22 protein-coding genes and 4 pseudogenes are annotated in these 22,948 nt (G+C 69.3%); 4 read left to right on the top strand and 22 right to left on the bottom strand.

The window, feature by feature from the left end; translation table 11 throughout:
• Positions 1-105: 105 nt before the first annotated feature.
• The 4 genes from AAG689_RS22405 to AAG689_RS22390 form a co-directional block, all read right to left on the bottom strand.
• Entirely contained in the window at positions 106-2,127 is a 2,022-nt protein-coding gene (locus AAG689_RS22405) for a methyl-accepting chemotaxis protein (protein ID WP_406623839.1), read from the bottom strand.
• A 129-nt stretch (positions 2,128-2,256) separates the two neighbouring features.
• Positions 2,257-2,841, bottom strand: a complete 585-nt coding sequence (gene metW, locus AAG689_RS22400; protein WP_020227248.1) for a methionine biosynthesis protein MetW — start codon at positions 2,839-2,841, stop codon at positions 2,257-2,259.
• Positions 2,838-3,965, bottom strand: coding sequence for a homoserine O-acetyltransferase (locus tag AAG689_RS22395; protein ID WP_406623838.1), 1,128 nt, complete (start codon positions 3,963-3,965; stop codon positions 2,838-2,840). The genes metW and AAG689_RS22395 overlap by 4 nt, the downstream gene beginning before the upstream one ends.
• Positions 3,966-4,076: 111 nt before the next feature.
• The gene (locus AAG689_RS22390; RefSeq protein ID WP_406623837.1) at positions 4,077-4,634 is read right to left on the bottom strand and encodes a TMEM165/GDT1 family protein; all 558 of its coding nucleotides are present in this window, start codon (positions 4,632-4,634) and stop codon (positions 4,077-4,079) included.
• Positions 4,635-5,065: 431 nt separating this feature from the next.
• On the opposite strand from AAG689_RS22390, the pseudogene AAG689_RS22385 reads away from it, so the two are divergent.
• Together AAG689_RS22385 and AAG689_RS22380 are read left to right on the top strand one after the other, a co-directional pair.
• Positions 5,066-5,409: pseudogene (locus AAG689_RS22385) on the top strand (RNA recognition motif domain-containing protein).
• Positions 5,410-5,641: 232 nt separating this feature from the next.
• A pseudogene (locus AAG689_RS22380) lies at positions 5,642-6,087 on the top strand (RNA recognition motif domain-containing protein).
• Positions 6,088-6,146: 59 nt separating this feature from the next.
• Here the strand turns inward: AAG689_RS22380 and AAG689_RS22375 are convergent.
• The 4 genes and pseudogenes from AAG689_RS22375 to AAG689_RS22360 all read right to left on the bottom strand — a co-directional run bounded on the left by AAG689_RS22375 (position 6,147) and on the right by AAG689_RS22360 (position 9,127).
• Positions 6,147-6,944, bottom strand: coding sequence for an SDR family oxidoreductase (locus AAG689_RS22375; protein ID WP_406623836.1), 798 nt, complete (start codon positions 6,942-6,944; stop codon positions 6,147-6,149).
• Positions 6,944-7,564, bottom strand: coding sequence for an LPS export ABC transporter periplasmic protein LptC (gene lptC, locus AAG689_RS22370; protein WP_406623835.1), 621 nt, complete (start codon positions 7,562-7,564; stop codon positions 6,944-6,946). The genes AAG689_RS22375 and lptC overlap by 1 nt, the downstream gene beginning before the upstream one ends.
• The gene (locus AAG689_RS22365; protein WP_406623834.1) at positions 7,561-8,124 is read right to left on the bottom strand and encodes a KdsC family phosphatase; all 564 of its coding nucleotides are present in this window, start codon (positions 8,122-8,124) and stop codon (positions 7,561-7,563) included. The genes lptC and AAG689_RS22365 overlap by 4 nt, the downstream gene beginning before the upstream one ends.
• Positions 8,124-9,127, bottom strand: a pseudogene (locus tag AAG689_RS22360) (SIS domain-containing protein). The gene AAG689_RS22365 and the pseudogene AAG689_RS22360 overlap by 1 nt, the downstream one beginning before the upstream one ends.
• A 48-nt stretch (positions 9,128-9,175) precedes the next feature.
• Here AAG689_RS22360 and AAG689_RS22355 point away from each other — a divergent pair.
• Positions 9,176-11,157: pseudogene (locus tag AAG689_RS22355) on the top strand (monovalent cation:proton antiporter-2 (CPA2) family protein).
• A gap of 33 nt (positions 11,158-11,190) precedes the next feature.
• Positions 11,191-11,745: an adenine phosphoribosyltransferase gene (locus AAG689_RS22350; RefSeq protein WP_020227258.1), complete on the top strand. Its 555-nt coding sequence runs from the start codon at positions 11,191-11,193 to the stop codon at positions 11,743-11,745.
• A gap of 32 nt (positions 11,746-11,777) precedes the next feature.
• On the opposite strand, the gene AAG689_RS22345 is transcribed toward AAG689_RS22350, so the two are convergent.
• The 14 genes from AAG689_RS22345 to rpmH form a co-directional block, all read right to left on the bottom strand.
• Positions 11,778-11,930: a hypothetical protein gene (locus tag AAG689_RS22345; RefSeq protein WP_406623833.1), complete on the bottom strand. Its 153-nt coding sequence runs from the start codon at positions 11,928-11,930 to the stop codon at positions 11,778-11,780.
• Positions 11,903-12,637 carry a hypothetical protein gene (locus AAG689_RS22340; protein WP_406623832.1) on the bottom strand — a complete coding sequence of 245 codons (735 nt, stop codon included), beginning with the start codon at positions 12,635-12,637 and terminating at the stop codon, positions 11,903-11,905. The genes AAG689_RS22345 and AAG689_RS22340 overlap by 28 nt, the downstream gene beginning before the upstream one ends.
• A gap of 135 nt (positions 12,638-12,772) precedes the next feature.
• On the bottom strand, positions 12,773-13,276 hold the full coding sequence (locus AAG689_RS22335; RefSeq protein ID WP_020227260.1) for a Crp/Fnr family transcriptional regulator: 504 nt from the start codon (positions 13,274-13,276) through the stop codon (positions 12,773-12,775).
• Between the two features lie 82 nt (positions 13,277-13,358).
• Complete coding sequence (mnmE, locus tag AAG689_RS22330) at positions 13,359-14,741, bottom strand: tRNA uridine-5-carboxymethylaminomethyl(34) synthesis GTPase MnmE (RefSeq protein ID WP_406623831.1); 1,383 nt, start codon at positions 14,739-14,741, stop codon at positions 13,359-13,361.
• A gap of 92 nt (positions 14,742-14,833) precedes the next feature.
• Positions 14,834-15,325 (bottom strand): GNAT family N-acetyltransferase, encoded by a 492-nt coding sequence (locus AAG689_RS22325; RefSeq protein ID WP_406623830.1) that lies wholly within the window; start codon positions 15,323-15,325, stop codon positions 14,834-14,836.
• Positions 15,322-16,026: a hypothetical protein gene (locus AAG689_RS22320; RefSeq protein WP_406623829.1), complete on the bottom strand. Its 705-nt coding sequence runs from the start codon at positions 16,024-16,026 to the stop codon at positions 15,322-15,324. The genes AAG689_RS22325 and AAG689_RS22320 overlap by 4 nt, the downstream gene beginning before the upstream one ends.
• Positions 16,023-17,114, bottom strand: coding sequence for a Calx-beta domain-containing protein (locus AAG689_RS22315; RefSeq protein WP_406623828.1), 1,092 nt, complete (start codon positions 17,112-17,114; stop codon positions 16,023-16,025). The genes AAG689_RS22320 and AAG689_RS22315 overlap by 4 nt, the downstream gene beginning before the upstream one ends.
• Before the next feature lie 38 nt (positions 17,115-17,152).
• On the bottom strand, positions 17,153-17,662 hold the full coding sequence (locus tag AAG689_RS22310) for an NADH-quinone oxidoreductase subunit B family protein (RefSeq protein WP_020227265.1): 510 nt from the start codon (positions 17,660-17,662) through the stop codon (positions 17,153-17,155).
• A gap of 72 nt (positions 17,663-17,734) precedes the next feature.
• Complete coding sequence (locus AAG689_RS22305) at positions 17,735-18,523, bottom strand: helix-turn-helix transcriptional regulator (RefSeq protein ID WP_406623827.1); 789 nt, start codon at positions 18,521-18,523, stop codon at positions 17,735-17,737.
• 130 nt (positions 18,524-18,653) lie between these two features.
• Positions 18,654-20,240 carry an ABC transporter substrate-binding protein gene (locus AAG689_RS22300; RefSeq protein ID WP_406623826.1) on the bottom strand — a complete coding sequence of 529 codons (1,587 nt, stop codon included), beginning with the start codon at positions 20,238-20,240 and terminating at the stop codon, positions 18,654-18,656.
• Positions 20,241-20,338: 98 nt separating this feature from the next.
• Complete coding sequence (gene yidC, locus AAG689_RS22295) at positions 20,339-22,039, bottom strand: membrane protein insertase YidC (protein ID WP_406623825.1); 1,701 nt, start codon at positions 22,037-22,039, stop codon at positions 20,339-20,341.
• Entirely contained in the window at positions 22,036-22,329 is a 294-nt protein-coding gene (gene yidD, locus AAG689_RS22290; protein WP_034689983.1) for a membrane protein insertion efficiency factor YidD, read from the bottom strand. The genes yidC and yidD overlap by 4 nt, the downstream gene beginning before the upstream one ends.
• Positions 22,326-22,763 carry a ribonuclease P protein component gene (locus tag AAG689_RS22285; RefSeq protein WP_406623824.1) on the bottom strand — a complete coding sequence of 146 codons (438 nt, stop codon included), beginning with the start codon at positions 22,761-22,763 and terminating at the stop codon, positions 22,326-22,328. The genes yidD and AAG689_RS22285 overlap by 4 nt, the downstream gene beginning before the upstream one ends.
• 31 nt (positions 22,764-22,794) lie before the next feature.
• The gene (rpmH, locus tag AAG689_RS22280; RefSeq protein ID WP_005798102.1) at positions 22,795-22,929 is read right to left on the bottom strand and encodes a 50S ribosomal protein L34; all 135 of its coding nucleotides are present in this window, start codon (positions 22,927-22,929) and stop codon (positions 22,795-22,797) included.
• Positions 22,930-22,948 lie beyond the last annotated feature (19 nt).

Genomic DNA, 22,948 nt, shown 5'->3' with positions numbered 1-22,948 from the left:
AGCGGGCGGCGGTGGCCCGAGGATAACCGTGCGCCGCCCCCGGCCCCTGAACCTGTGCGGTGCTCAGGGCAAGGTCAGGATGCCTTTGCCGTGACCAACGCGCCCTCAGGCATGTTCGAGCGCCGGCTGCGCGGCCCGCGCGCCCAGGGCCGGCTGGGGCGGCGCCGCCTCCAGCGCCAGCGCCGCCGGCCCGTCCATGCCCGGGCCGAGCTTGAACACCTGCACCGCGCCGGCCAGGCGCGAGGCCTGCTCGCGCAGGCTGTGCGCCGCGGCGGCCGATTGCTCGACGAGGGCGGCATTCTGCTGCGTCATCTGGTCGAGCTGGCCCACGGCCTGGTTGACCTGACCGATGCTGCCGGCCTGCTCGTCGGCGGCGACGGTGATCTCGCCGATGATGTCGCCCACGCGCTGCACGCTGCCCACGATCTCGCCCATGGTGCTGCCCGCGTCCTGCACCAGGCGCGCGCCGGATTCGACCTTCTGCACCGAGGCCTGGATGAGCTGCTTGATCTCGCGCGCCGCCTCGGCCGAGCGGCCCGCCAGGCTGCGCACTTCGCCCGCCACCACGGCGAAGCCCCGGCCCTGCTCGCCCGCGCGCGCCGCTTCCACGGCGGCGTTGAGCGCCAGGATGTTGGTCTGGAAGGCGATGCCGTCGATCACACCGATGATGTCGGCGATCTTGCGCGAACTCTGGTTGATGTCGCCCATGGTGGTGACCACCTCGCCCACCACCTGCCCGCCGCGCGCGGCCACCTCCGCGGCGGACGCGGCGAGCTGGTTGGCCTGGCGCGCCGCGTCGGCCGACTGGCGCACCGTGGCGGTGAACTGGTCCATGCTCTGCGCGGTTTGCGCAAGGCTGCTGGCCGTGGCTTCGGTGCGGGCGGAAAGGTCCTGGTTGCCGCTGGCGATCTCGGCGCTGGCGGTGTCGATGCTGTCCACCGCAGTGCGCACCTGCTGCAGCATCTGCACGTAGCGCTGGCGCATGCCTTCCACCTCCTGCACCAGGGCGCCGATCTCGTCGCGCCGCGTGGTGCGGAAGCTCTGGGTGAGATCGCCGTGCGCCACGAGGGTGATGGCCTGCGTGAGCTCGGTGAGCGGCTGGCTCACGCCGCGGCGCAGCATCACGAGCAGGCCCACACCCAGCAGCGCCACGGCCAGGGCCATCAGCCCCCACACGGCCCAGGTGATGTGGCGCTGGCCGGCCATGGCCTCGGCATCGGGCACCTCGGCCACCACCCACCAGCCGCCTTGGGTCTTGCGCATGAGCGCCCAGGGGTCGTCCGCGTCGGCATAGAGCACGGGGGCCGCGTGGCGCACGAAACCGTCCTCGGCGGCCGCCAGCGATTCCAGGAAGGGCTTGGCCTGCGGGAAGGCCTCCAGCACGCCGCGCCCGCGCGCCGCGGGGTGGTAGACGAAGCGCGCCTGCTCCAGCGAAACGCCGGGGTTGATCACGTACACGCCGCCATGCTCGAAGAAGCGCGTCTGCTCGACCTGCTTTTGCAGCATGGTGTGGAAGATGCTCACGTCGTTGCCGATGAACAGCAGCGCCACGATCTTGCCGCTGGCGTCCTTGACCGGCAGGTAGTGGCCCATGTAGGGCTTGCCCTGCACCATGACCAGGCCGGTGAAGGGCTCGCCCTTGAGCACGGCGGCATAGGCCGGGTCGGTGCGCGCGAGCGGCGTGTCCAGTTCGCGCTCGCCCTGGGCGTTCTTCACGGACGTGGTGATGCGCACGAAGTCGTCGCCCTTGCGCGCATACACGGAGGCCACGCCGCCCGTCTCCTGGGCAAACTTGTCCACCGAGCCGTAGTCGCCATTGACCAGCGCGCCGTAGCTGCGCAGTTCGCCCGCGCCTTCGTCGAGCTGCATGGTGGCCTCGAAGTACCGCTGGAAGCCCCGCATCGTGGCGCGCACCATCTCGCGGTTGGTGTTGTCGGCGGCGTCCAGCGACTGGGCCACGGCCTGCGCCGTCGTGCCCACGCTCTGCACCAGCTGCGCGCGCGTGCTGCGCTCGGTCAGCACCGCCAGCGTCGCCCCCACACCCACCAGCACCAGCGCCACCAGGCACAGCGCCATCAGCGTGACCCGGCGGGCGACGGAACGGTTGTTGGCGGACGAAGCGGCCATGGGGGGTGTCTCCTGAGATATTCGTGGTGTCCGGTTCGCTCCGGACGGGCCAACGAATCTACGGCAAACACCTAGTTACATTTATTCACGCAATCCCTTACGCGGTGTCACGTACCGGGCGGCCCTGCCTCAATCGTGCTCGAAGTGGAACACCGCCGTGCCGGCGCGCGCGTTGGGCAGCCAGCGCACCTCCCGCCCGTCCTGCAGCCCGAAGGCGTCGAGGATGCGCAGCTTGTTCTTGCCGGCCAGCACCTCGAAGTCCTTGTACGTGCCCACGCGGATGTTGGGTGTGTCGTACCACTGGTAGGGCAGGCGCCGCGTGACGGGCATGCGTCCGCGCAGCACCGACAGGCGGTTGGGCCAGTGGGCGAAATTCGGGAAGGCGACGATGCCGCTGCGCCCCACGCGAGCGGTCTCGCGCAGCATCACCTCGGCGTTGCGCAGGTGCTGCAGTGTGTCGATCTGCAAGACCACGTCGAAGCTGTTGTCGGCGAACATGGCCAGCCCCTCGTCGAGGTTGAGCTGGATCACGTTCACGCCGCGGCGCACGCAGGCGAGCACGTTGGCGTCGGCTATCTCGATACCGTAGCCGCTGCAGCCGCGCTCGCGCTGCAGCAGGTCGAGCAGCGCCCCGTCGCCGCAACCCAGGTCGAGCACGCGCGCGCCCTGGGGCACGCGGCGCGCGATGGCTTGCATGGTGGCGTGGTCGCTCATGTCAGCTCCTTGGCAATACTATCGAAATAAGAGCGAACTACGCCCATGTAGCGGGCGTCATCGAGCAGAAAGGCGTCATGCCCGTGGGGTGCGTCGATCTCGGCGTAGCTCACGTCGCGGCGGTTCTCCAGCAGGGCGTGCACGATCTCCCGGCTGCGCTGGGGCGAGAAGCGCCAGTCGGTGGTGAAGCTCACGAGCAGGAAGCGGGCGCGCGCCGCGGCCAGCGCCTGCGTGAGGCTGCCGCCGTGCTGGCGCGCAGGGTCGAAGTAGTCGAGCGCGCGCGTAATGAGCAGGTAGGTGTTGGCGTCGAAGTATTCGCTGAACTTGTCGCCCTGGTAGCGCAGGTAGCTCTCGATCTGGAACTCGATGTCCTGCGTGCTGTACTTGAGCTGCATCCCCTCGCGCAGCTGGCGTCCGAACTTCTCGTTCATCACGTCGTCGCTCAGGTAGGTGATGTGGCCGATCATGCGCGCGATGCGCAGGCCTCGCTTGGGTATCACGCCGTGGCGGTAGAAGTGCCCGCCGTGGAAGTCAGGATCGGTCACGATGGCGCGGCGCGCCACTTCGTTGAAGGCGATGTTCTCGGCCGTGAGGTTCGGGGCGCTGGCCACCACCACGGCGTGGCGCATGCGCCCGGGGTACTGCAGCGTCCAGCTCAGCGCCTGCATGCCGCCGAGGCTGCCGCCCATCACGGCGGCGAGCTGCTCGATGCCCAGGCAGTCCAGGAGCCGCGCCTGGGCATTCACCCAGTCCTCCACCGTGACCACGGGGAAATCGGCGCCATAGACCTCGCCTGTGTCGGGGTGGGTGTGCATGGGGCCGGTGGAGCCGAAGCACGAGCCCAGGTTGTTGACGCCGATGACAAAGAAGCGGTTGGTGTCCACCGGCTTGCCCGGCCCGATCATGTTGTCCCACCAGCCCTCGCTTTTCGGCTGGCCTTCGTAGACGCCCGCGACGTGGTGGGAGGCGTTGAGCGCGTGGCACACGAGCACGGCGTTGCTCTTGTCGGCATTCAGCGTGCCGTAGGTTTCGTAGGCCAGCGTGTAGTCGCGGATCGAGGCGCCCGACTGCAGGGCGAGGGCCTCGGCGAAGTGCATGGACTGCGGTGTGGCGATGAAGGACATGAAAAAACCCGGCTGTCGCTAAAAACGAGGCCGGGTCGCATCTCCATCGGTCATGTCTTTAGCTGAATTTGTAAAGCGCCCGCAAGCGGTGGCAAATCGGCGCGTCGGCCATTATGCCAAAAGCGCCAGCAGCCCGAGCACGAGGAAGATGACGGCCGAAACCACGTGCACCGCGCGGATCGGCACGCGCCGCGTGATGCGCTCGCCCAGCCAGACGACGGGCGCATTGGCGAGCATCATGCCCAGCGTGGTGCCGGCCACCACCCAGAGGTAGGCGCTGTACTGCGCCGCCAGCATCACCGTGGCGATCTGCGTCTTGTCGCCCATCTCGGCCAGGAAGAAGGCCACGAGCGTGGTGCCGAAGACGCCGAAGCGCGGCGCCCGGGTTGCTCCGTCGTCGTCGAGCTTGTCGGGGATCAGCATCCACACGGCCATGGCGATGAACGACAGCCCCAGCACCCAGCGCAGTGCCTGCGGCCCCAGCACCGTGGTCACCCATGCGCCCACGGCCCCGGCCAGCGCATGGTTGACCACGGTGGCCACGAAAATGCCCCAGACGATAGGCCAGGGCTTGCGGAACCGCGCGGCGAGCACGAGCGAGAGCAGCTGGGTCTTGTCGCCCATTTCGGCGAGGGCGACGATGGCGGTGGAGACGAGGAAGGCTTCCATGGTGGGGGGATTTCCGGCCGGAAATAGATCGGACAGCATTGACCGCGCACCGATTCCGGCCTATGGGATCGGCGCGCAGTCAATGGTCTCGCCCAGCCCGCCATTGCGGCGGACCTCATGCACCATGGCGCCCGGTGGGCCCCAAGTCTGTTGATGCATGCCTCCTCTCGCGCCAGCGGCGCAAGGGCAGGCTACTCCCCAAGGACTGGGGCGCATTGTAACGACTGCCCAGGTATTTACCCTGAAAAGTGTTGCTGCCACGCACTATCCGCCGTTTTCTGCACGCGGCAATGCCCGATAATGGTTACGCCTTTCTGCCTTGCAGGAATGCAGGCTGCGGTGTTTGGTCAGTTTCGCGTCTTTGAAGTCGTCACAGGTTTGTTGATTGCGTCAGGCTCCATCGCATTTCGTGTTTTTTTAGGAGTCCGATCATGGGCAACAAACTCTACGTGGGCAATCTGCCCTATTCCTTCCGCGACAACGACCTGGAGCAGACGTTCGGCCAATTCGGCGCTGTCCAAAGCGCCAAGGTCATGATGGAGCGCGACACCGGCCGCTCCAAGGGCTTTGGTTTCGTCGAAATGGGCAGCGATGCCGAAGCCCAGGCCGCCATCCAGGGCGTGCATGGCCAGAACTTCGGCGGCCGTGACCTGGTGGTCAACGAAGCCCGTCCGATGGAACCCCGCCCCCCCGCAGCGGCGGTGGCTTCGGTGGCGGCGGCTACGGCGGTGGCGGTGGCCGTGGCGGCTACGGCGGCGGCCGTTCCAGCTACTGATAGCGACTGCAAATGAAGAGAGGGCCGAAAGGCCCTCTTTTTTTGTGCCACAGGGGCGGAAAACTCCTTGTATTTCTGCCTTAGTTCTGGCACATAATATTTGCGGCGAGTTTTTTGCCTCGCCGAGGTTGCGGTGATCCGTCAGTTTCGCGCATAGGGGCGTCTTTGTGATCAACTGGCTGCGGGTTCGGGACTCCGTCGCTCTATCCAATTGTTTTTGAGGAGTCCCTTGATGGGCAACAAACTGTATGTCGGCAACCTGCCCTACACGGTGCGCGACCAAGATCTCGAGCAGGCGTTTGGCCAGTTTGGCGCCGTGACCAGCGCCAAGGTCATGATGGAGCGGGACACGGGCCGCTCCAAGGGTTTCGGCTTCGTCGAGATGGGCAGTGACGCCGAGGCACAAGACGCCATCAACGGCATGAACGGCCAGTCCCTGGGCGGCCGTAGTCTCGTGGTGAACGAAGCGCGCCCCATGGAACCCCGTCCCCCCGCAGCGGCGGCGGCTTCGGTGGCGGCGGCGGTGGTGGTTACGGCGGCGGCCGCAGTGGCGGCGGCGGTGGCTTCGGTGGCGGCGGCCGCAGCGAAGGCGGCTTCCGCAGCCCGTATGGCGCGGGTCCGCGTGGCGGCGGCGGTGGTGGCCGCGGCGGCTACGGTGGCGGCGGCAACAGCTACTGAGGCCCACCAGCGCACAAGACAGGCTCCCTCGGGAGCCTTTTCTTTTGGCCCCGCGCCGTTCAGGAGCGGCCCTCTCCCTGCCGGTGCTTGCGTGGGCGCCCGGCCAGCACGCGGTCGAACAGGGCATTGGGCAGCACGCGCAGCAGCTTGGCCACCACCCCCATCTGCCAGGGAATGACGCGGTAGCTCGCGCCCGCCTCGATGGCCTTGAACGCCTGGTCGGCAAAGTCCTCTGCCCGCATCAGGAAGGGCATGGCGTAGCGGTTCTCGCGCGTGAGCGGCGTGTCCACGTAGCCGGGGCAGATCATCACCACCCGCACGCCGCTGGCGCACAGTTCGCCGCGCAGGCTTTCGCAGTAGCTGATCGCCGCCGCCTTGCTGGCGCAGTAGGCGCCGTGGCCAGGCAGGCCCCGGATGCCCGCCACGCTGCCGATGCCCACCAGCCGCCCGCTGCCGCGCAGCGCCATGGGCGCCACGAAGGGCTGGAAGGTGGCAGCCATGCCGACGTTGTTGGTGGCGAAGGTGCGTGCCATGACGTCGATATCGCTGCGCTCTGCCGTGTCCATACCGATGCTGATGCCGGCGTTGGCGATGACCACGTCAGGCAGCCCCTGCCGCTCCAGGCACGACTGGCCGGCCGCCATGATGCGGTCGGGCTGCGCGACATCAGCTCTATAGATTTCATAGCTGCTTGCGCTTATTCCGCAAGCGTCAGCCCATGATTTGATTACATCCTCCCTGCGGGCCGACAGCGCCAGCCGCCAGCCGGCCTGGTAGTAGCGCAGGGCCAGTGCGCGGCCGATGCCGCTGGAGGCGCCGGTGATGAAGACCAGGGGCGCGGCAGCGGCCATGGGCATCAGCGGCGGGCGGGGGCCGGCATCAGGGTGCCGTGCACGCGGCCCTGCAGGCGCAGGGTCTGGTCCAGATGGTCGTAGTCCATGCTGTCGGCGGTGAAGGTGTCGGTGCCGCGCGTGAGCGTGACGGGCCGGTCCGAGCGCACCCGCTCGTCGTTCACCCAGGCATGCAGGAATTCGCCGCGGAATTCCAGACGCGGCAGCGGCTGGCGGCCGGCGCGGGCCGTGGACTCGCGCGTGACGACGGCGTTGCCGAAGAGCTGGACCTCCGACCCGTCGGCGTTGGTCACGGCGCGGTTGGCGGTAGCCGTGGTGATGCGGCCTTCGGCGTTCACCGCGCGCATGCGCACCTGGTCGATCTCCAGCGTGTCGGTATCGAGGTAGTGCCGCGCCAGGGTGCCGCGCACCTCGCTGTGCAAGCGGCCCGTGACATCGAAGCTCTTCACGGAGAAGTCGCGCATGTAGTAGTCGGGCTCGTGGCGCACCTCCTGCCCCTGGGCGGGCGCCAGGGGCTTGGGCGCGTTGCGCACCAGCCACCACGTGCCCAGTGCCAGCAGGCCCATGAGTACCACGGGCAGGTAGAGGGACAGGCGTTCCCACGCCTGGCGCAGGGGCTGGCTCATCCGGTGTGCGCAGCCAGCAGGCCGGCGTAGCGGCCGCTGGCGGCGAGCAGCAAGTCGCAGAATTCCCGCGCGGCGCCGCTTCCGCCGGGTGCCGCCGTGGTGTAGTGGGCCACGGCCCGGGCCTCGATGTGTGCCTGGGCGGGCGCGCAGGCGAAGGCCGCGCGGCGCATGACGGGCAGGTCGGGCCAGTCGTCGCCCATGGCCGCGGCCTGCGTCCAGCCCAGGCCCAGTTCGGCCAGGATGGCTTCGGCCGCGGGGCGCTTGTCCTCTGTGCCGAAGCGCGCATGCGCCACGCCCAGCGCTTTCAGGCGCAGGCGCAGCGCTGGCGCGTCGCGGCCGGTGACCACGGCGGGCGTGATGCCGGCCTGCTGCAGCAGCTTGATGCCGTGGCCGTCGAGGGTGTGGAAGCGCTTGAGCGTCTCGCCCGCCTCGGTGAAGTAGAGGCTTCCGTCGGTCAGCACGCCGTCCACGTCGAAGAAGGCCACGCGCACGTCCTGCGCGCGCAACAGCAGTTCAGGGTCGAATTGCAGCGCGGGGGAAAGAGAAGGCAGCGCGTGCATCAGATGACCTTGGCGCGCATCAGGTCGCCGATGTGCACGACGCCCACCAGCACGCCGTCCGTGTCGGTGACCAGCACGCTGGTGATCGCGTGCTGTTCCATGGCCTGGGCGGCGTCGGCCGCCAGGGCATCGGCGGCGATGGTGCGGGGGTGCGGGTGCATGAGGTCCTCGGCGTGCAGGGCGCGCAGGTCCGCACCGGCCTCGATACGGCGGCGCAGGTCGCCGTCGGTGAAGATGCCCACGGGGCGGCCGGCGGCGTCCACCACGGCGGAGGCGCCCACGCCCTTGGCGCTCATCTCGCGCATCAGCTCGCTGAAGCCGGCCTGGGGCGAGACGCGCGGCACTTCCGTACCCATGCGCATGACGTCGCGCACGTGGGTGAGCAGCCGGCGGCCCAGCGCTCCCCCGGGTGGGAGCGCGCGAAGTCTTCCGGGCGGAAGCCGCGCGCATCCAGCAGCGCCACGGCCAGCGCGTCGCCCATGGCCAGTTGCGCGGTGGTGCTGGTGGTGGGTGCCAGGTTGAGCGGGCAGGCCTCGCGCTCCACGCCGCAGTCGAGCACCAGATCGGCATGGCGCGCCAGCGTGGACTGCAGGCCGCCGGTCATGGCGATCAGCGGCACGCCCTGGCGCTTGAGCACGGGCAGCAGCACGGTGATCTCCTGGCTTTCGCCGCTGTTGGAGATGGCCAGCACCAGGTCGCCCCCCGCCACCATGCCGAGGTCGCCATGGCTGGCCTCGGCCGGGTGCACGAAGAAGGCGGGGGTGCCGGTGGAGGCCAGCGTGGCCGCGATCTTGCGGCCCACGTGGCCGCTCTTGCCCATGCCCATGACGATCACGCGGCCGGCCGTCGCCAGCACGCGCTGCACCGCCTGCACGAAGGCCGGGCCCAGGCGCGCGCCCATGTGCGCCAGCGCCGCGGCCTCGATGTCGAAGGTCTCCCGTCCCAGGCGCAGGACCTGCTGGGCATCGAAGGGAGTGGAGGCTGCTGCGGCGGCGGTAGGCATGGGCGGATTCTATCGGCCGCCCTGGCAGGCGCTCGGCTAGGATGGCGAATGTCCTCGCTGGCACTGACCCTGCTGTACCTGCTGGCCGCCGTGCTGGGCGTGGTGGCCTGCCGCACGCTCAAGCTGCCGCCCATGATGGGCTACCTGGCAGCGGGCATCCTGATCGGGCCGCACGCGCTGGCGCTCACGCAGAATTCCGAAGGGGTGCGCCACTTGGGCGAGTTCGGCGTGGTGTTCCTCATGTTCACCATCGGGCTGGAATTCAGCCTGCCCAAGCTGCGCGCCATGCGCCGCCACGTGTTCGGCCTGGGGATGCTGCAGGTGGCGCTGTCCATGGCCGCCTTCACCACCGCCCTGCTGCTGCTCTCGCGCCTGGCCGGGGGGTGTGGGACATGGGCTGGCAGACGGCCCTGGCGCTGGGCGGCACGCTGACGATGAGCAGCACGGCGATCGTGGTCAAGCTCATGTCCGAGCGCGGCGAGCTGGAGAGCGAGCACGGCCGGCGCGTTCTGGGCATCCTGCTGTTCCAGGACCTGGCCGTGGTGCCGCTGCTGGTGATGGTGCCAGCCCTGGGATCGTCGCCCGACAAGCTGCTGCTGGCGCTGGGCCTGGCGCTGCTCAAGGCCACCGTGCTCGTGGGCCTGCTGCTCGCCGGCGGCCAGCGCGTGATGCGCTGGTGGCTCACGCTGGTGGCGCGGCGCAAGAGCGAGGAGCTGTTCATGCTCAACCTGCTCCTGGTGACGCTGGGGCTGGCCTGGCTCACCGAGCAGGCAGGCCTATCGCTGGCGCTGGGCGCATTCATCGCCGGCGTGCTGGTGTCGGAGACCGAGTACCGCCACCAGGTGGGCACGGACATCCGCCCCTTCCACGACGTGCTGCTGGGCCTGTTCTTCATCACCGTGGGCATGATGCTGGACTGGCATATCCTGCTGGAGCGCTGGGCGCTGGTGCTGCTGCTGCTGGCCGGGCCGCTGCTGCTCAAGACGGCGATCATCTTCGCGCTGGCCCGGGGGCTGGGGGCGACGTCCGGGGTGTCGCTGCGCACGGCGCTCTACGCGGCCCAGGCGGGCGAGTTCGGCTTCGTGCTGCTGTCGCTGATGCAGGTGCACGAGCTGGTCCAGCCCTCGCTCATGAACCCGGTGCTCGCCGCCATGGTGCTGTCGATGCTGGCCACGCCCTTCCTCATCCAGTACAGCAACCGCATCGTGATGAAGCTCGTCGCCAGCGACTGGCTGCAGCAGTCGCTGCAGGTGACCAGCATCGCGCGGCAGTCCATCAACACCAGCGGGCACGTGCTGATCTGCGGCTACGGCCGCTGCGGGCAGAACTTGGCGCGCATGCTGGAGCGCGAGGGCATCCCCTACCTGGCGCTGGACCTGGACCCCGACCGCGTGCGCCAGGCCGCCGCCGCGGGCAACTCCGTGGTCTTCGGCGACGCCACGCGCCTGCAGGCCCTGATGGCCGCAGGCCTGGCGCGCGCGGCCGCCGTGGCGGTCACCTACCTGGACACGCCCTCGGCCCTCAAGGTGCTGGAACAGACGCGCACCCATGCGCCCCATGTGCCCGTGGTGGTGCGCACGCAGGACGACGCCGACCTGGACCGGCTGCAGACCGCCGGCGCCACCGAGGTGGTGCCCGAGGCCATCGAAGGCTCGCTGATGCTGGCCAGCCACGCCCTGGCCCTGGTGGGCGTGCCCATGCGGCGCGTGCTGCGCCTGGTGCGCGACCAGCGCGACGCGCGCTACGGCCTGCTGCGCGGCTACTTCCATGGCGCGGACGACGACACGCCCAGCGAACGCGACCAGGAGCGCCTGTCTTCCATCACCCTCCCGCCGGGCGCCGCCGCGGTGGGCCAGGAGCCCGACACGCTGCCCCTGGAGGCGATCGGCGCGCGACTCGTCAACGTGCGCCGGGCCCACGGCCGCGTGCGCGGCGAGGCTGCGGCGCCGCTGGCCGAAGGCGACACGCTGGTGCTGAGCGGACACCCCACCGCGCTGGGACTGGCGGAAGAGAAGCTGCTGCGCGGTTAGCATCGCGCCTGCCCTCTCACCGCTCCACTGCCCATGTCTTCCCTCAACGTCAACGACTACCTGCGCCAGCACATCCGCACCGTGCCCGACTGGCCCGCACCGGGAGTGCAGTTCCGCGACATCACGCCGCTGCTGCAGGACCCCAAGGTGTTCCGCGTGCTGATCGACGCCTTCGTCCACCGCTACATGGACCGCGCGCTGCGCCCCGACGTCGTGGCAGGCCTGGACGCACGCGGCTTCATCCTCGGAGCCGTGGTGGCCTACGAGCTGAACGTGGGCTTCGTGCCCATCCGCAAGAAGGGCAAGCTGCCCTTCACCACGGTGGAGGAAACCTACGAGCTGGAATACGGCAGCGCCACCGTGGAGCTGCATGCCGACGCCGTCCAGCCCGGCGACAAGGTGCTGCTGATCGACGACCTGATCGCCACCGGCGGCACCATGATGGCCGGCAAGAAACTGCTGGAGAAGCTGGGCGCCACCGTCATGGAAGGCGCCGCCATCGTGGACCTGCCCGAGTTGGGCGGATCGGCGCGGCTGCGCGCCACGGGCCTGCCGCTCTACACGCTGGTGGATTTCAGCGGCCACTGACCGGCGGAGGGCGGGCCCGAGGGCCCGCAACCTCAGCGCAGGTCGCCGTACTGGGTCGTGCTCAGATCGGAAACGCGCCCGTCCTGCCCCGGCATCACCGTGTCCTCGAATCCCGTGGGAGCGGGCGCCGGCGGCAGCAGCGGGCCGCTGCGCGTGGTCACGCCCAGGGGCGGCGGAGGCGCCACGGGGCGGGTGGCGGCCGCATGCACCAGCGCCTGCTTGAAGGCGGCCACCTCATCGGCCTCGATGGGCTCGAAGCGCGGCGTGGTGCGCGCCGCAGCAGGGGGGCGGGCGGGACCAGGGGCGCGGGACGGGAGGACAGCACCGGGTTGCCGTTGCGCGCAGGCGCCGGCCGCGGCGCGGCGATGATGGGCGACGTGGGCGCAAGGGGCGCCGGTGCCGTGCCGGGTGCTGCTGCGGGCGCGGGCGCGGCCGCAGCACGGCGGGAGCCCGCGGCTTGGTCGTTGACGCGCCAGTACACCGCCGTCACCAGGATGTCGAAGCGCGTACGCGCCGCCTGCGCGATCATCGCCTCGATCTCGCTCAGCCGCGCGGTGTCGCTGCCGTATTCCGGCACCAGGTCCATCATCACCAGGAACTGGGCGCCGCGCTGGTCCAGCGACAGGACCTTGAACTTGTAGCCCGCGGACAGCACGCCCGCGCGCACCATGGCGTCGCGCACCACGGTGTAGAGCAGTTCGCGGCGCTCCATGCGCTCGTTCTTGCGGCCGGCCAGTTGCTCCGGCGTCGGCTGCGGCTCCAGCAGGGGCTTGCTGTTGCGCGCCCCGGCCAGGGGCGCAGCCTCCGCCCTCAGCGGCGGGGCTGCCGGGCGCGGGCGCGCAGCGGGCGCCTTGGCCTGGGGTTTGCGGAAGAACCAGCTGAACAGCGACATGCCATGCCTTCGTCGGGAGCGCACTTGAAAAACGGCTGACAGTGTACTGCGCGCCCTTGACGCCAGGGCATGGACATGCGCCGCAGCGCGCCGGGAATGTGCGCCATCCGACACGCCGCCATCGGCGCCGGCCGGTCAGGTGGCGGCGACGCGGCGGCGGCGGTTGCCCAGGCGCTTGGCCAGCACCGCGCCGGACGCCATGGCCAGCGCGAGCGCCACCGCCGGCTGGCGGTTGGACAGTTCGGCGAAGCGCAGCGCGGGCAGGCTCCAGAGCTTGCACGGCGCGCCGGCCTGCACCGTCGCGCTGCGGGGGCGGTGCGAGAAGAAGGCGCCCTCGCCCACCACCGATCCAGGGCCGACGATGGCCAGGCGCAGGCGCTGCTTCTCGTCTTCGTAGTGCACGCTGAGGCTGCCGCTTTCGAGCAGGTAGAGCGTGCGGTCCGTCGTGCCCTGCGCGAAGAGCACCTGCCCGGCCGACAGGCTCAGCGGCAGCAGGTAGTGCGACAGCAGTTCCCACTGGTCCGCAGTCAGCACGTTGTTCATGCTGTCCTCGGCCGACGCCTGCGCGATGGCCTGCACCAGGCCGCGCAGATCGACCTTGGAGGCGGAGGAAGGGGTGGCGGGGGTGACGGCGTTCATCGCGCGCGACGGTAACGCGGCCCCGCGATCCGCACAAGCGGGCATTACCACTGCTTACATCCGGCGCACAAGCAGCCGCAGCTCACTTGCCGATGCAGAAGCTGGAAAAAATCACGCCCAGCAGGTCGTCCGAGGTGAATTCGCCGGTGATGGCGCCCAATGCGTTCTGCGCCAGGCGCAGTTCCTCGGCCAGCAGGTCGAGCGCGGGGCCGGTGCTTTCCAGCTGGGCCGCGGCTTCCATCAGGTGGGCATCCACGGCGCGCAGGGCCTCGATGTGGCGGGCGCGGGCGATGTAGACACCCTCGGCGGCGGACTGCCAGCCGGCGATGTGCAGCAACTGGCGGCGCAGCGCATCCAGCCCCTCGCCGGTGCGCGCCGACAGGCGCACGCCCGCGCGGTCCGGCGCGGGAGCGGCAGCGTCGGTCTTGTTCCAGACGTCGATCACGGGCACGCCGGCAGGCAGCCGCTGGGCCAGGGCGCGTGCGATGTCCGCGTCGGCGGCGGCATAGTCGGGTGCGTCCTGGCGCGTGAGGTCGTGCAGGAAGAGCACGGCATCGGCCGCGGCAATCTCATCCCAGGCGCGGGCAATGCCGATGCGCTCCACCTCGTCGCTGCTCTCGCGCAGGCCGGCGGTGTCGATCACGTGCAGCGGCACGCCCTCGATCTGGATGGTCTGCTGCACCTTGTCGCGCGTGGTGCCGGCGATGGGAGTGACGATGGCCAGCTCCGCGCCCGCCAGAGCGTTGAGCAGCGAGCTTTTGCCCGCGTTGGGCTGGCCCGCGATCACGACCTTGATGCCCTCGCGCAGCAGCGCGCCCTGGCTGGCACGCTGCATCACGGCGGCCAGGGTTTGCTGCAATTTGGATAGCTGCCCGCGCGCGTCCGCCTTGCGCAGGAAGTCGATTTCCTCCTCGGGAAAGTCGAGCGTGGCTTCGACCAGCATGCGCAGGTGCACGAGGGCGTCGCGCAAGCCGTGGATCTCGCGCGAGAAGTCGCCCGACAGCGAGCGGCCTGCACTGCGCGCGGCGGCCTCGGTGCTGGCGTCGATCAGGTCGGCGATGGCCTCCGCCTGGGCCAGGTCGATCTTGTCGTTGAGGAATGCGCGCTCGGTGAATTCGCCCGGCTCGGCCAGGCGCAGGCGCGTCAGGTTGCCGGGCGCCGCCTCCAGGCAGCGCGCCAGCAGCAGCTGCAGCACCACGGGGCCGCCGTGGGCCTGCAGCTCCAGCACGTCCTCGCCGGTATAGCTGTGCGGCGCGGGGAACCAGAGCGCGAGGCCCCGGTCGATGGGCTGGCCCTGGGCGTCGGGGAAAGGCAGGTAGTGCGCCTCGCGCGGGCGCAACGCGCGGCCGAGCAGCGCCTGCACGAAGGGCGCCAGCCCCCGGCCCGACACGCGCACGATGCCCACGGCCCCGCGCCCGGGGGCAGTGGCGATGGCGGCAATGGGATCGTGGTGGCGGGCCAGCATGGGTGCGAAATGGATGCTATGAAACAAATAGCTGCTTGCGCTTGCTGCATAAGCGCTGGGGGCCATTTTGGCCTATAAGCCTTCGACAGGGATTATGGGCGCAGTTCGCAGGCCATCACCGCGTTCTCGAACGCCATGCCGCGCAATTGCACCGTCTGGCGTTGCACGACCGCGAACCCGTGCCGCATGAACAGCGGCTGCGCGGTCAGGCTGACATGGGAGCACACCTGCCGCAGGCCCCGGGCTTTCGCCTGGCCGAGCAGGAAGGCCAGCAGGGCACTGCCGACGCCCTGCCCTGCGTGCGCGGCATCCACGAAGAACTGGTCGATGGTGCCGTCGGGCTGCAGGTCGGCAAAGCCGGCAATGACGCCGCGCACCAGCGCTACGCAGGGGTGGTTGCGTTCGATGCGCTGCACCCAGGCCGCCTCATCGAACGGCAGGGGCGCCCATGCCGCGCATTGCGCGGGCGTGTAGTGGCGCGCGGCCAGGCGGTGCACCGCGGAGTGGAACACGGGGTACAAGCGCAGGGCTTCGCCGGGCTGCAGCGCGCGGATGCGCAGGGGCAAAGCGTCGGAATCCGTCATGCGGGCGCATTATCGAATGCCGCCTCCAGGTCGCGGTTGAGCTTGGCCCAGCCCTTCTCGTCCAGGTGCGGGCGCAGCGTGCCCAGAACCGCCGCGAAGGCGGACGCAGTCGCGTGGGCACGCACACCGGCCAGCACCTGTGCGCGCTCGGCCGGCGCCATCGCGGGGACCATCCAGCGCAGGGTTTCCAGGTGTTCGGCGGGTGTGATGGCCGCGACGATGCGGCCTTCGAGCGCGCGCAGTTGGTCGTCGCTGCAGCGGGCCCAGAGCATCTGGTTGTGCTCCACCTCTTCGGTATGCATGTGGACGAAGTTGTCGGCAATGAACAGGGCCAGCTGACGGTACAGCGCTTGTGCGGCAGCGGCCTGCGCCGCGCCTCGGCAGGCGGCGCGCAGCGTGGCGACGAGGGCGCGCAGCTCCGCGATGGCGACCAGGTGCTCACGGTGGTCTTGGGCGACTTCCCAACATGGGCCATTGCCGTACTCCTCCAGCAGGGAGTGGACAAAGTCGTTCTCGTGCCCGAGATGGCTGGCGCAGGCGTCGGCCAGCCCGAGCACGCGCCCGCAGACAGCATGCAGTTCGGCAGCGTCTTCCACGTCCACGCTGCCCACGGCGTGCAGGGTGTCCATCATCATGGCGCGCAGGGCCTTGTGGATGCCGGCATAGATATCTACGCGACGGGTTTCAGGGGAATGGTTCATGGCGTTTCCTCGGGTGGGTTGTGGTTCTTGCGGACGCGGCGGCGCCCGGCGGCCCTGGCGGCGAGCAGCAAGGCCGACAGCGCGCCGGCCCCCATTCCGGTCAGTGCGGGCACGGGCGTGGCACCGGCCGCTGGCGGGGGTGGAGGCGGCAACGCCACGTCGTCGTTGACGATGGTTCCGGTGCCAACGGTCGATGCGCCGCCCGCCATGCCCACGAAGTCCTCCAGCACCACGGTGAAGGTTTCGTCGGGCTCGGCATCGGTGTCGCCATGGATGGGTATGGTGATGGTGCGCGGCGCCTGGCTGCCAGCGGCCCAGGTGAGCATGCCGCTGTCGGCGCTGTAGTCCTGCGGTGCGGTGGCGGTGCCGTTCACGGTGCGCCAGCGCAGGCTGGCGGCTTGCAGGGGCGCACGGCTCAAGGAGACGGTAAACACCACCCCTGCCGCGCCCGCATTGCCTTCCTGCAGGGTGGTGTCGGTGATGCTGGCCAGCGGCGCATCCATCTCCCAGGTGCCGCCGCCATAGCTGGCGCGCGAGCGTTCATTGGGCGGCTCCAGGAAGCCGGTGCAGGTGTCGGGCACGCCCCACTGCGAAGTGCCCAGCGTGCTGCAGGGCGCGTTGAGCACCGTGTAGCTCTCGTACGTGTGGGCGGAATGGGCGGTGAGGTAGGCGACGCGGTCCCCCGCCGCATGGGGGCCGGGGCCGCCGTCCATCCAGCGGCTGACGCTGATGCGCGAGTTGGTGATGCGGCCCGCCGCGTCGGTGGCGATGTGGAAGTTGACGATGCGCACGCCCGGCGTGCTGTGGGCCAGGAGGACGGAGCCGTTGCTGATCTGCCAGCCGGTGAGCAGGGGCACGACGTCGTCGCTCCAGTTCAGGTTGGGCGGCAGCGGCGATGCGGTGGTGAACTGCGCCTGCACCCGCCCGCCGACCGGCAGCGCCACGTAGTTGCCGCCGCCGCAGGGCGGCTGGAAGTTGGTCACGCTGTCATAGGCGGGAGAGGTGAAGCGGTAGAGCACGGCGGCCTGGGCGCTGGCGCCGCACACGGCGGCGCTGGCCGCGAGCGCGGCAAGGGTCAGGGATTTCATGGTGATGGGGGAGGGAAAAGACGCGGGCGCAGCGCGCGTCAGCGCTGCAGCACCTGCGGGTGGCGGATGCGGTTCTTCAATTGCAGCAGGCCGTAGAGCAGGGCCTCGGCCGTGGGCGGGCAGCCGGGCACATACACGTCCACGGGCACGATGCGGTCGCAGCCGCGCACGACCGAGTAGCTGTAGTGGTAGTAGCCGCCGCCGTTGGCACACGAGCCCATGGAGATGACCCAGCGCGGCTCGGCCATCTGGTCGTAGACCTTGCGCAAGGCGGGCGCCATCTTGTTGGTGAGCGTGCCTGCGACGATCATCAGGTCGGACTGGCGCGGGCTGCCGCGGAAGACCTCGGAGCCGAAGCGGCCGATGTCGTAGCGCGCGGCGGCCGCATGCATCATTTCCACACCGCAGCAGGCCAGGCCGAAGGCCATGGGCCAGAGGCTGTCGCTGCGCACGGCACGGACCACGTCGTCAAGCCGCGAGAGCACGAAGCCATCGCGCTCCACGCTGTAGCGGGGCGGCTCCAGGTTGGGTAGGTCGTTGAAAGCCATGGGGGCGCATCTTCGGCAGATGCACGCGTGGCGTATTGAATGAAAGCGACCGGCGGCGCCGGCCAGGGCTGTCTATCGCCGCAGCATCCAGTCGGCGTCCTTCGCCTGGGCTGCGTCGCCGTGCATGTGCTGGCGCAGGGCCGCAGGCGGTTTTTCAAAGAGGCTGCGCGCTTCGCGGCTGAAGTGGGCCTGGTCGGCATAGCCGCTGTCCAGGGCGGCGTCCAGCGGCGATGCATTGGCGTCGCGCATGGCCAGCACGGCCTGTTCGGCGCGCAGCATGCGCTCCACCTCGCCGGGACGCAGGCCCGTGAGGCTGCGCACGCGCCGCTGCACGTGGCGCGGCGTGCAGGCCAGGCGCCGCGCCAGGGCCTGGCGGGCGTCGCGGCGAAAGCCTTGCTCCAGCAGCGGCAGCCAATCCGCATGGGCGCGCCGCGCGGCTTCCCAGCGCGGCAGCAGGAACGCTTCGCACAGCGCCATACGGGCGGTATGGTCGGGCGCGGCCTGCATGGCGTGCAGCCAGGCGGGCCAGCCGTCCACGGCGGGCAGGCAGGCCCAGGCGTCGTGCACGCCGTCGGTCAGGGGCTGCAGGTCGATGCCCGCCAGCCAGGCCAGCGCGCCCGGCTGGAAGGCGATGCAGAAGAAGTCCGCGCCCGGCTCGGCCTCCGAGTGGTAGGCATGCCGGTGCGCGCCGGAGACCACGATGGGCGCGAAGGGCTGGCACACCGCGCGCCCACCGCATTCACGCAGCGTGACGGCGCCGCGCACCAGCCACATCAGGCCGGGGTAGGCGCTGGCGGGCGTGCGCGTGTCGCGCGGCGCCGTGGGCGGCAGGGCGGCCGGTGGGAGAGAGGGGTGGACCATGGCGCAGGGAAGTGCGGGGCTGATTATGAGCCAAAACAGGCTCTACCGCTTTGCCATCAAGCGCAAGCAGCTATTAAAAAAGGAGCGACAGTGCGCTCCTTTTCTTGGATGCCGTGCAGCGGCCCGCTTCTTACTTGATCGTGGTCCAGGCGGGCATCGGGCGGTCGTCCGCACGGTGCTGGGTGTCCACGTTCTTGCGCATCGCCCAGGGGCGGATCTGGTGGTGCAGCGGGAGGTAGTAGTACTCGTCCTTGACCAGCTTGAGCGCATCGTTGATGAGCGCGTCGCGCTTGGGCGCATCCATCTCGACCTTGATCTGGTTGATCATGCCGTCGAGCTTGGCGTCGCTGAAGCGGCCGCCGTTGTAGACGCCGGCGGAGGTCTTGCCGTCCTTGGTGGACATGAGCGAGTCGAGCGAGTAGAGCGCGTCGAACGTGGCCACGCCCCAGCCGAACAGGAAGGCGCTCACGTCGTTGTTCATCACGCGGGTGACGAACTGGGCCATGGGCGCGGTCTGCAGCTGGGTCTTGACGCCGATGCGCGTCCACATGGCGGTGACGGCCTGGCAGATGGCCTCGTCGTTCACGTAGCGGTCATTGGGGCAGTCGAGCTTGAGCGAGAAGCCGTTGGGATAGCCCGCGTCGGCCAGCAGCTTCTTGGCGGCATCGACGTCGTACTTGGCGGCGCGCTCGTCGAGCTGCTTGCTCCAGCCGTGCACCATCGGCGCGACCATGGTGCCGGCGGGCACCGAGAGGTTGCGCATGGTGCGGCTGTGCAGGCCGGCGGAGTCGATGGCCTGGTAGAGCGCCTGGCGCACGCGCTTGTCCTTGAGTGGGTTCTTGCCGGGCGTGCCGGCACCGGGCAGCTCGTCGCGGAACTGGTCCAGGCCCAGGTAGATGGTGCGGTTCTCGGCGCCTTCGATGAGCTTGATGTCGGGGTTGGCCTTCATGCGGGCCAGGTCCTGCGGCGGGGGATCAACGACGAAGTCCACCTGGCCCGAGATCAGCGCGGCAGAGCGCGTGGCGGCGGACTTGATGGGGGTGAACACCACTTCGTCGATGTTGCCCTTGGGCTTGTCCCACCAGTTAGGGTTCTTCTTGAGCGTGACCTTCACGTCGGGTTGCCAGCCTGCCATGACGAAGGGGCCGGTGCCGTTGGCGTTGCGCGAGGCGAAGTTCTCTTCCTTGCCCGCGTAGTCCTGCGACTTGACGGAGTTGTTCTTCTCGGCCCAGGCCTTGTTCATGATGCGCGCCTCGGTCAGGTCGCGCAGCAGTACGGGGCTGGGGCCCTTGAGGAACACGTCCACGGTGTGGTCGTCGACCTTCTTGACTTCCTTGACGCTCTGCACGGCCGACATCATGTTGGAGGGCGCCGTGCCGGCGCGCGTGAGCGAGAACACCACGTCGTCGGCCGTAAAGGGCGCGCCGTCATGGAATTTCACGTCCTTGCGCAGCTCGAAGCGCACCTGGGTGGGCGAGACCTGCGTCCACTTGGTGGCCAATGCCGGCTCGATCTGGTACTTGCCGTCGTAGCGCACCAGGCTTTCGTACACCTGCTGCAGGAAGGCGTGCGTGGTCTGGTGGTTCTGGGCGTGGGGGTCCACGGTGAGGATGTCGTTGGCGCCCGCCCAGCGCAGGGTGGCCGCATTCGCGGCGCCCAGCGCCATGAGCACCGCCGCGCCCACCAGGCCCAGTTTCAAAGTCTTGCGCTGAATCATCTGTTTGGCTCCTCGGTTGTATTGCGAGCCGATCATCGTACCGAAAACGGCAACGGCCGCAGGGATGCGGCCGTTGTTTTTCGTGGAAGCTTATGCGCTCAGCGGAACTTCGGCAGGTTGAACTGCGGCGGAACGCCCATGCGCGTGTTGATGATCCACTGCTGGACGATGGACAGGATGTTGTTCGTCAGCCAGTACAGCACCAGGCCGGCCGGGAAGAAGAAGAACATCACGCTGAACATCAACGGCATGATCCACATCATCTTGGCCTGCATCGGGTCGGGCGGCGCCGGGTTGAGCGCGGTCTGCAGCAGCGAGCTGGCCGTCATCAGCAGGGGCAGGATGAAGAACGGGTCGGGCGAGGAGAGGTCGCGGATCCAGCCGATCCACGGCGCATTGCGCATCTCCACGCTGGACAGCAGCACCCAGTAGAGCGCGATGAACACGGGAATCTGCACCATGATGGGCAGGCAGCCGCCCATGGGGTTGACCTTCTCCTCGCGGTAGATGCGCATCATCTCCTGCTGCATCTGCTGCGGCTTGTCCTTGAGGCGCTCGCGCATTTCCATGATGCGCGGGTTGATGGCCTTCATCTTGGCCATGCTGGAGTAGGCCTTGGCGTTGAGCCAGTAGAACGCGATCTTCAGCAGCAGCACCAGCGCCACGATGGACCACCCCCAGTTGCCCAGCAGCTTGTGCAGTTGGTCGAGCAGCCAATAGAGCGGCTTGGACAGGATGGTGAGCCAGCCGTAGTCCTTGACCAGTTCCAGGCCGGGAGAGAGCTTTTCCAGCATGGTCTCGATCTGCGGGCCGGCGAACAGGCGCGCGTCGATGGCCTTGGCCTGGCCAGGCGCGATCTCGCCCAGCGGCGTGATCATGCCCACGGAGTAGAGGTTCGTGTCCACCTTGCGCACGAAGTTGTCGCGCTGCGTGCCATCGGCCAGCAGCCAGGCGGTCGCGAAGTAGTGCTGCACCATGGCCACGTAGCCGTTGGTGGAATTCTTGTCGATCTCGGCCTTGCCGTTCTCGATGTCCTTGAACTCGACCTTGTGGTACTTCTTGGCCTCGGTATAGAGGGCCGGGCCGGTGAAGGTGGAATAGAACGACGATTCGCCCGGCGGCTTGTTGCCGTCGCGCGCCAGCTGCAGGTAGAGCTGGGGCGAGACGGGCGCGGTGCCGGTGTTGACCACCTCGTGCCGCACGGCCACGTCGTAGGCGCCGCGCTTGAGCGTCCAGGTCTTGACCAGCTTCACGCCACCCAGGTCGGGCGACTCGAAGCGCACGGACAGCTCGTTCTGGCCGTCCTGCAGCTCGCGCGGGCCGGGCACGATGGCCATGCCGGTCTTGTGGGTGGGGAAGGCGCCGCCGGCACCGCTGCCGATGAGGCCCGTCTGCGCCACGTAGACGCGGTTGGCGCTCTCGTCGAGCAGCAGGAACGGCTTGGACTTGTCCTCCATCTCGGGGTACTGCAGCAGTTCGCCGTGCACCAGCGAGCCGCCTTCGCTGTCGAAGGCCAGGCGCAGCACGTCGGTGCTCACCGTCACGCGCTGGCGCGGCGTGGCAGCCGGCTGGGCGGGCACGCCGTCCACGGGCGGCTGCGCGGGCGTGGCCACGGCCACCGGCACGCTGGACGCCCCCGCGCTGGCCGAGGCCGGCGTGGCAGGCGCCGAAGCCGTTTGCGCCGGCGGCGCCGGGAAGAAGGTGGCCTTGTTGCCGTTGTGGATCTGCCATTTGTCCCACAGCAGAACCATGGAGAAGCCAAATATCACCCACAGAATGGTGCGGCGGATGTCGTTCATGAAGTCTTCGTAGGTGAGGAAGATGAGGAATCGGAGGGCGTCAGCCGGGAAAAGAGGCGCATGCCGCGCGGCAGTTCCTGCGGCACCGGATCGTGCCCTCCGTCGCACCAGGGATGACAGCGCGCCAGCCGGCGCACCGTGAGGTAGCTGCCCGCCGCGGCGCCGTGCCGCTCCAGCGCCTGCAGAGCGTACACCGAGCAGGTGGGCTCGAAGCGGCAGGCCGAGCCGAGCCAGGGGCTCAGCAGCAGCCGGTAGCCCCGCACCAGCCCCATGAGCAGGGCGCGCATCATGGCGTGCGCCCCCGGCGCTCGGCCGCCGCGAAGAGCTGCTCCAGCTCGGCACGCACGGCCTGCTTGAGCGCGTCCGAGGAGGCGCTCACGAAATGCTGGCGGTCGAAGCCCGAGCGCAGCCGCACCACGTGCGCCGCCGCGGGCATGCGCGGCTCGTAGTGCTGGGCCACGGCATAGATCTGCCGCTTGATGGTGTTGCGCGTCACGGCGCGGCGCGCCCAGCGCTTGGGCACCATCGCGCCCAGCCACACGCCCGCAACGCCGAACAGGACCTGCGGCCCCTGCGCCTGCGGCGAAGGGTCGGGCCCTGTGGGGGAGGGAGCGCAGGCTGCGGCATCCAGTCCCAGCCTGTGCAGCGCGAAATGCGCCGTGCGGGAGACGGTGCCTCCCGCCATCGCCGCCTGGAACTGGGGGCGGGTCTTCAGCCGGTGCATGAGAAAGCAGCCCCTGACGGGAGCTGCCGGCTCAGACGGCCAGGCGCTTGCGGCCCTTGGCGCGGCGCGCGTTGATGACGGCGCGGCCGCCGCGCGTCTTCATGCGCACGAGGAAGCCATGGGTGCGGGCGCGGCGGGTCTTGGAAGGCTGGTAGGTACGCTTCATGTTTGTAGTCCTTGAAAGG

Origin of the sequence: Acidovorax sp. SDU_ACID1 (assembly GCF_045291395.1) — a bacterium.
GTDB lineage: Bacteria > Pseudomonadota > Gammaproteobacteria > Burkholderiales > Burkholderiaceae_C > MR-S7.
The sequence above is the reverse complement of the archived record's forward strand: the minus strand, read 5'-3'. Positions and strand labels throughout refer to the sequence as shown.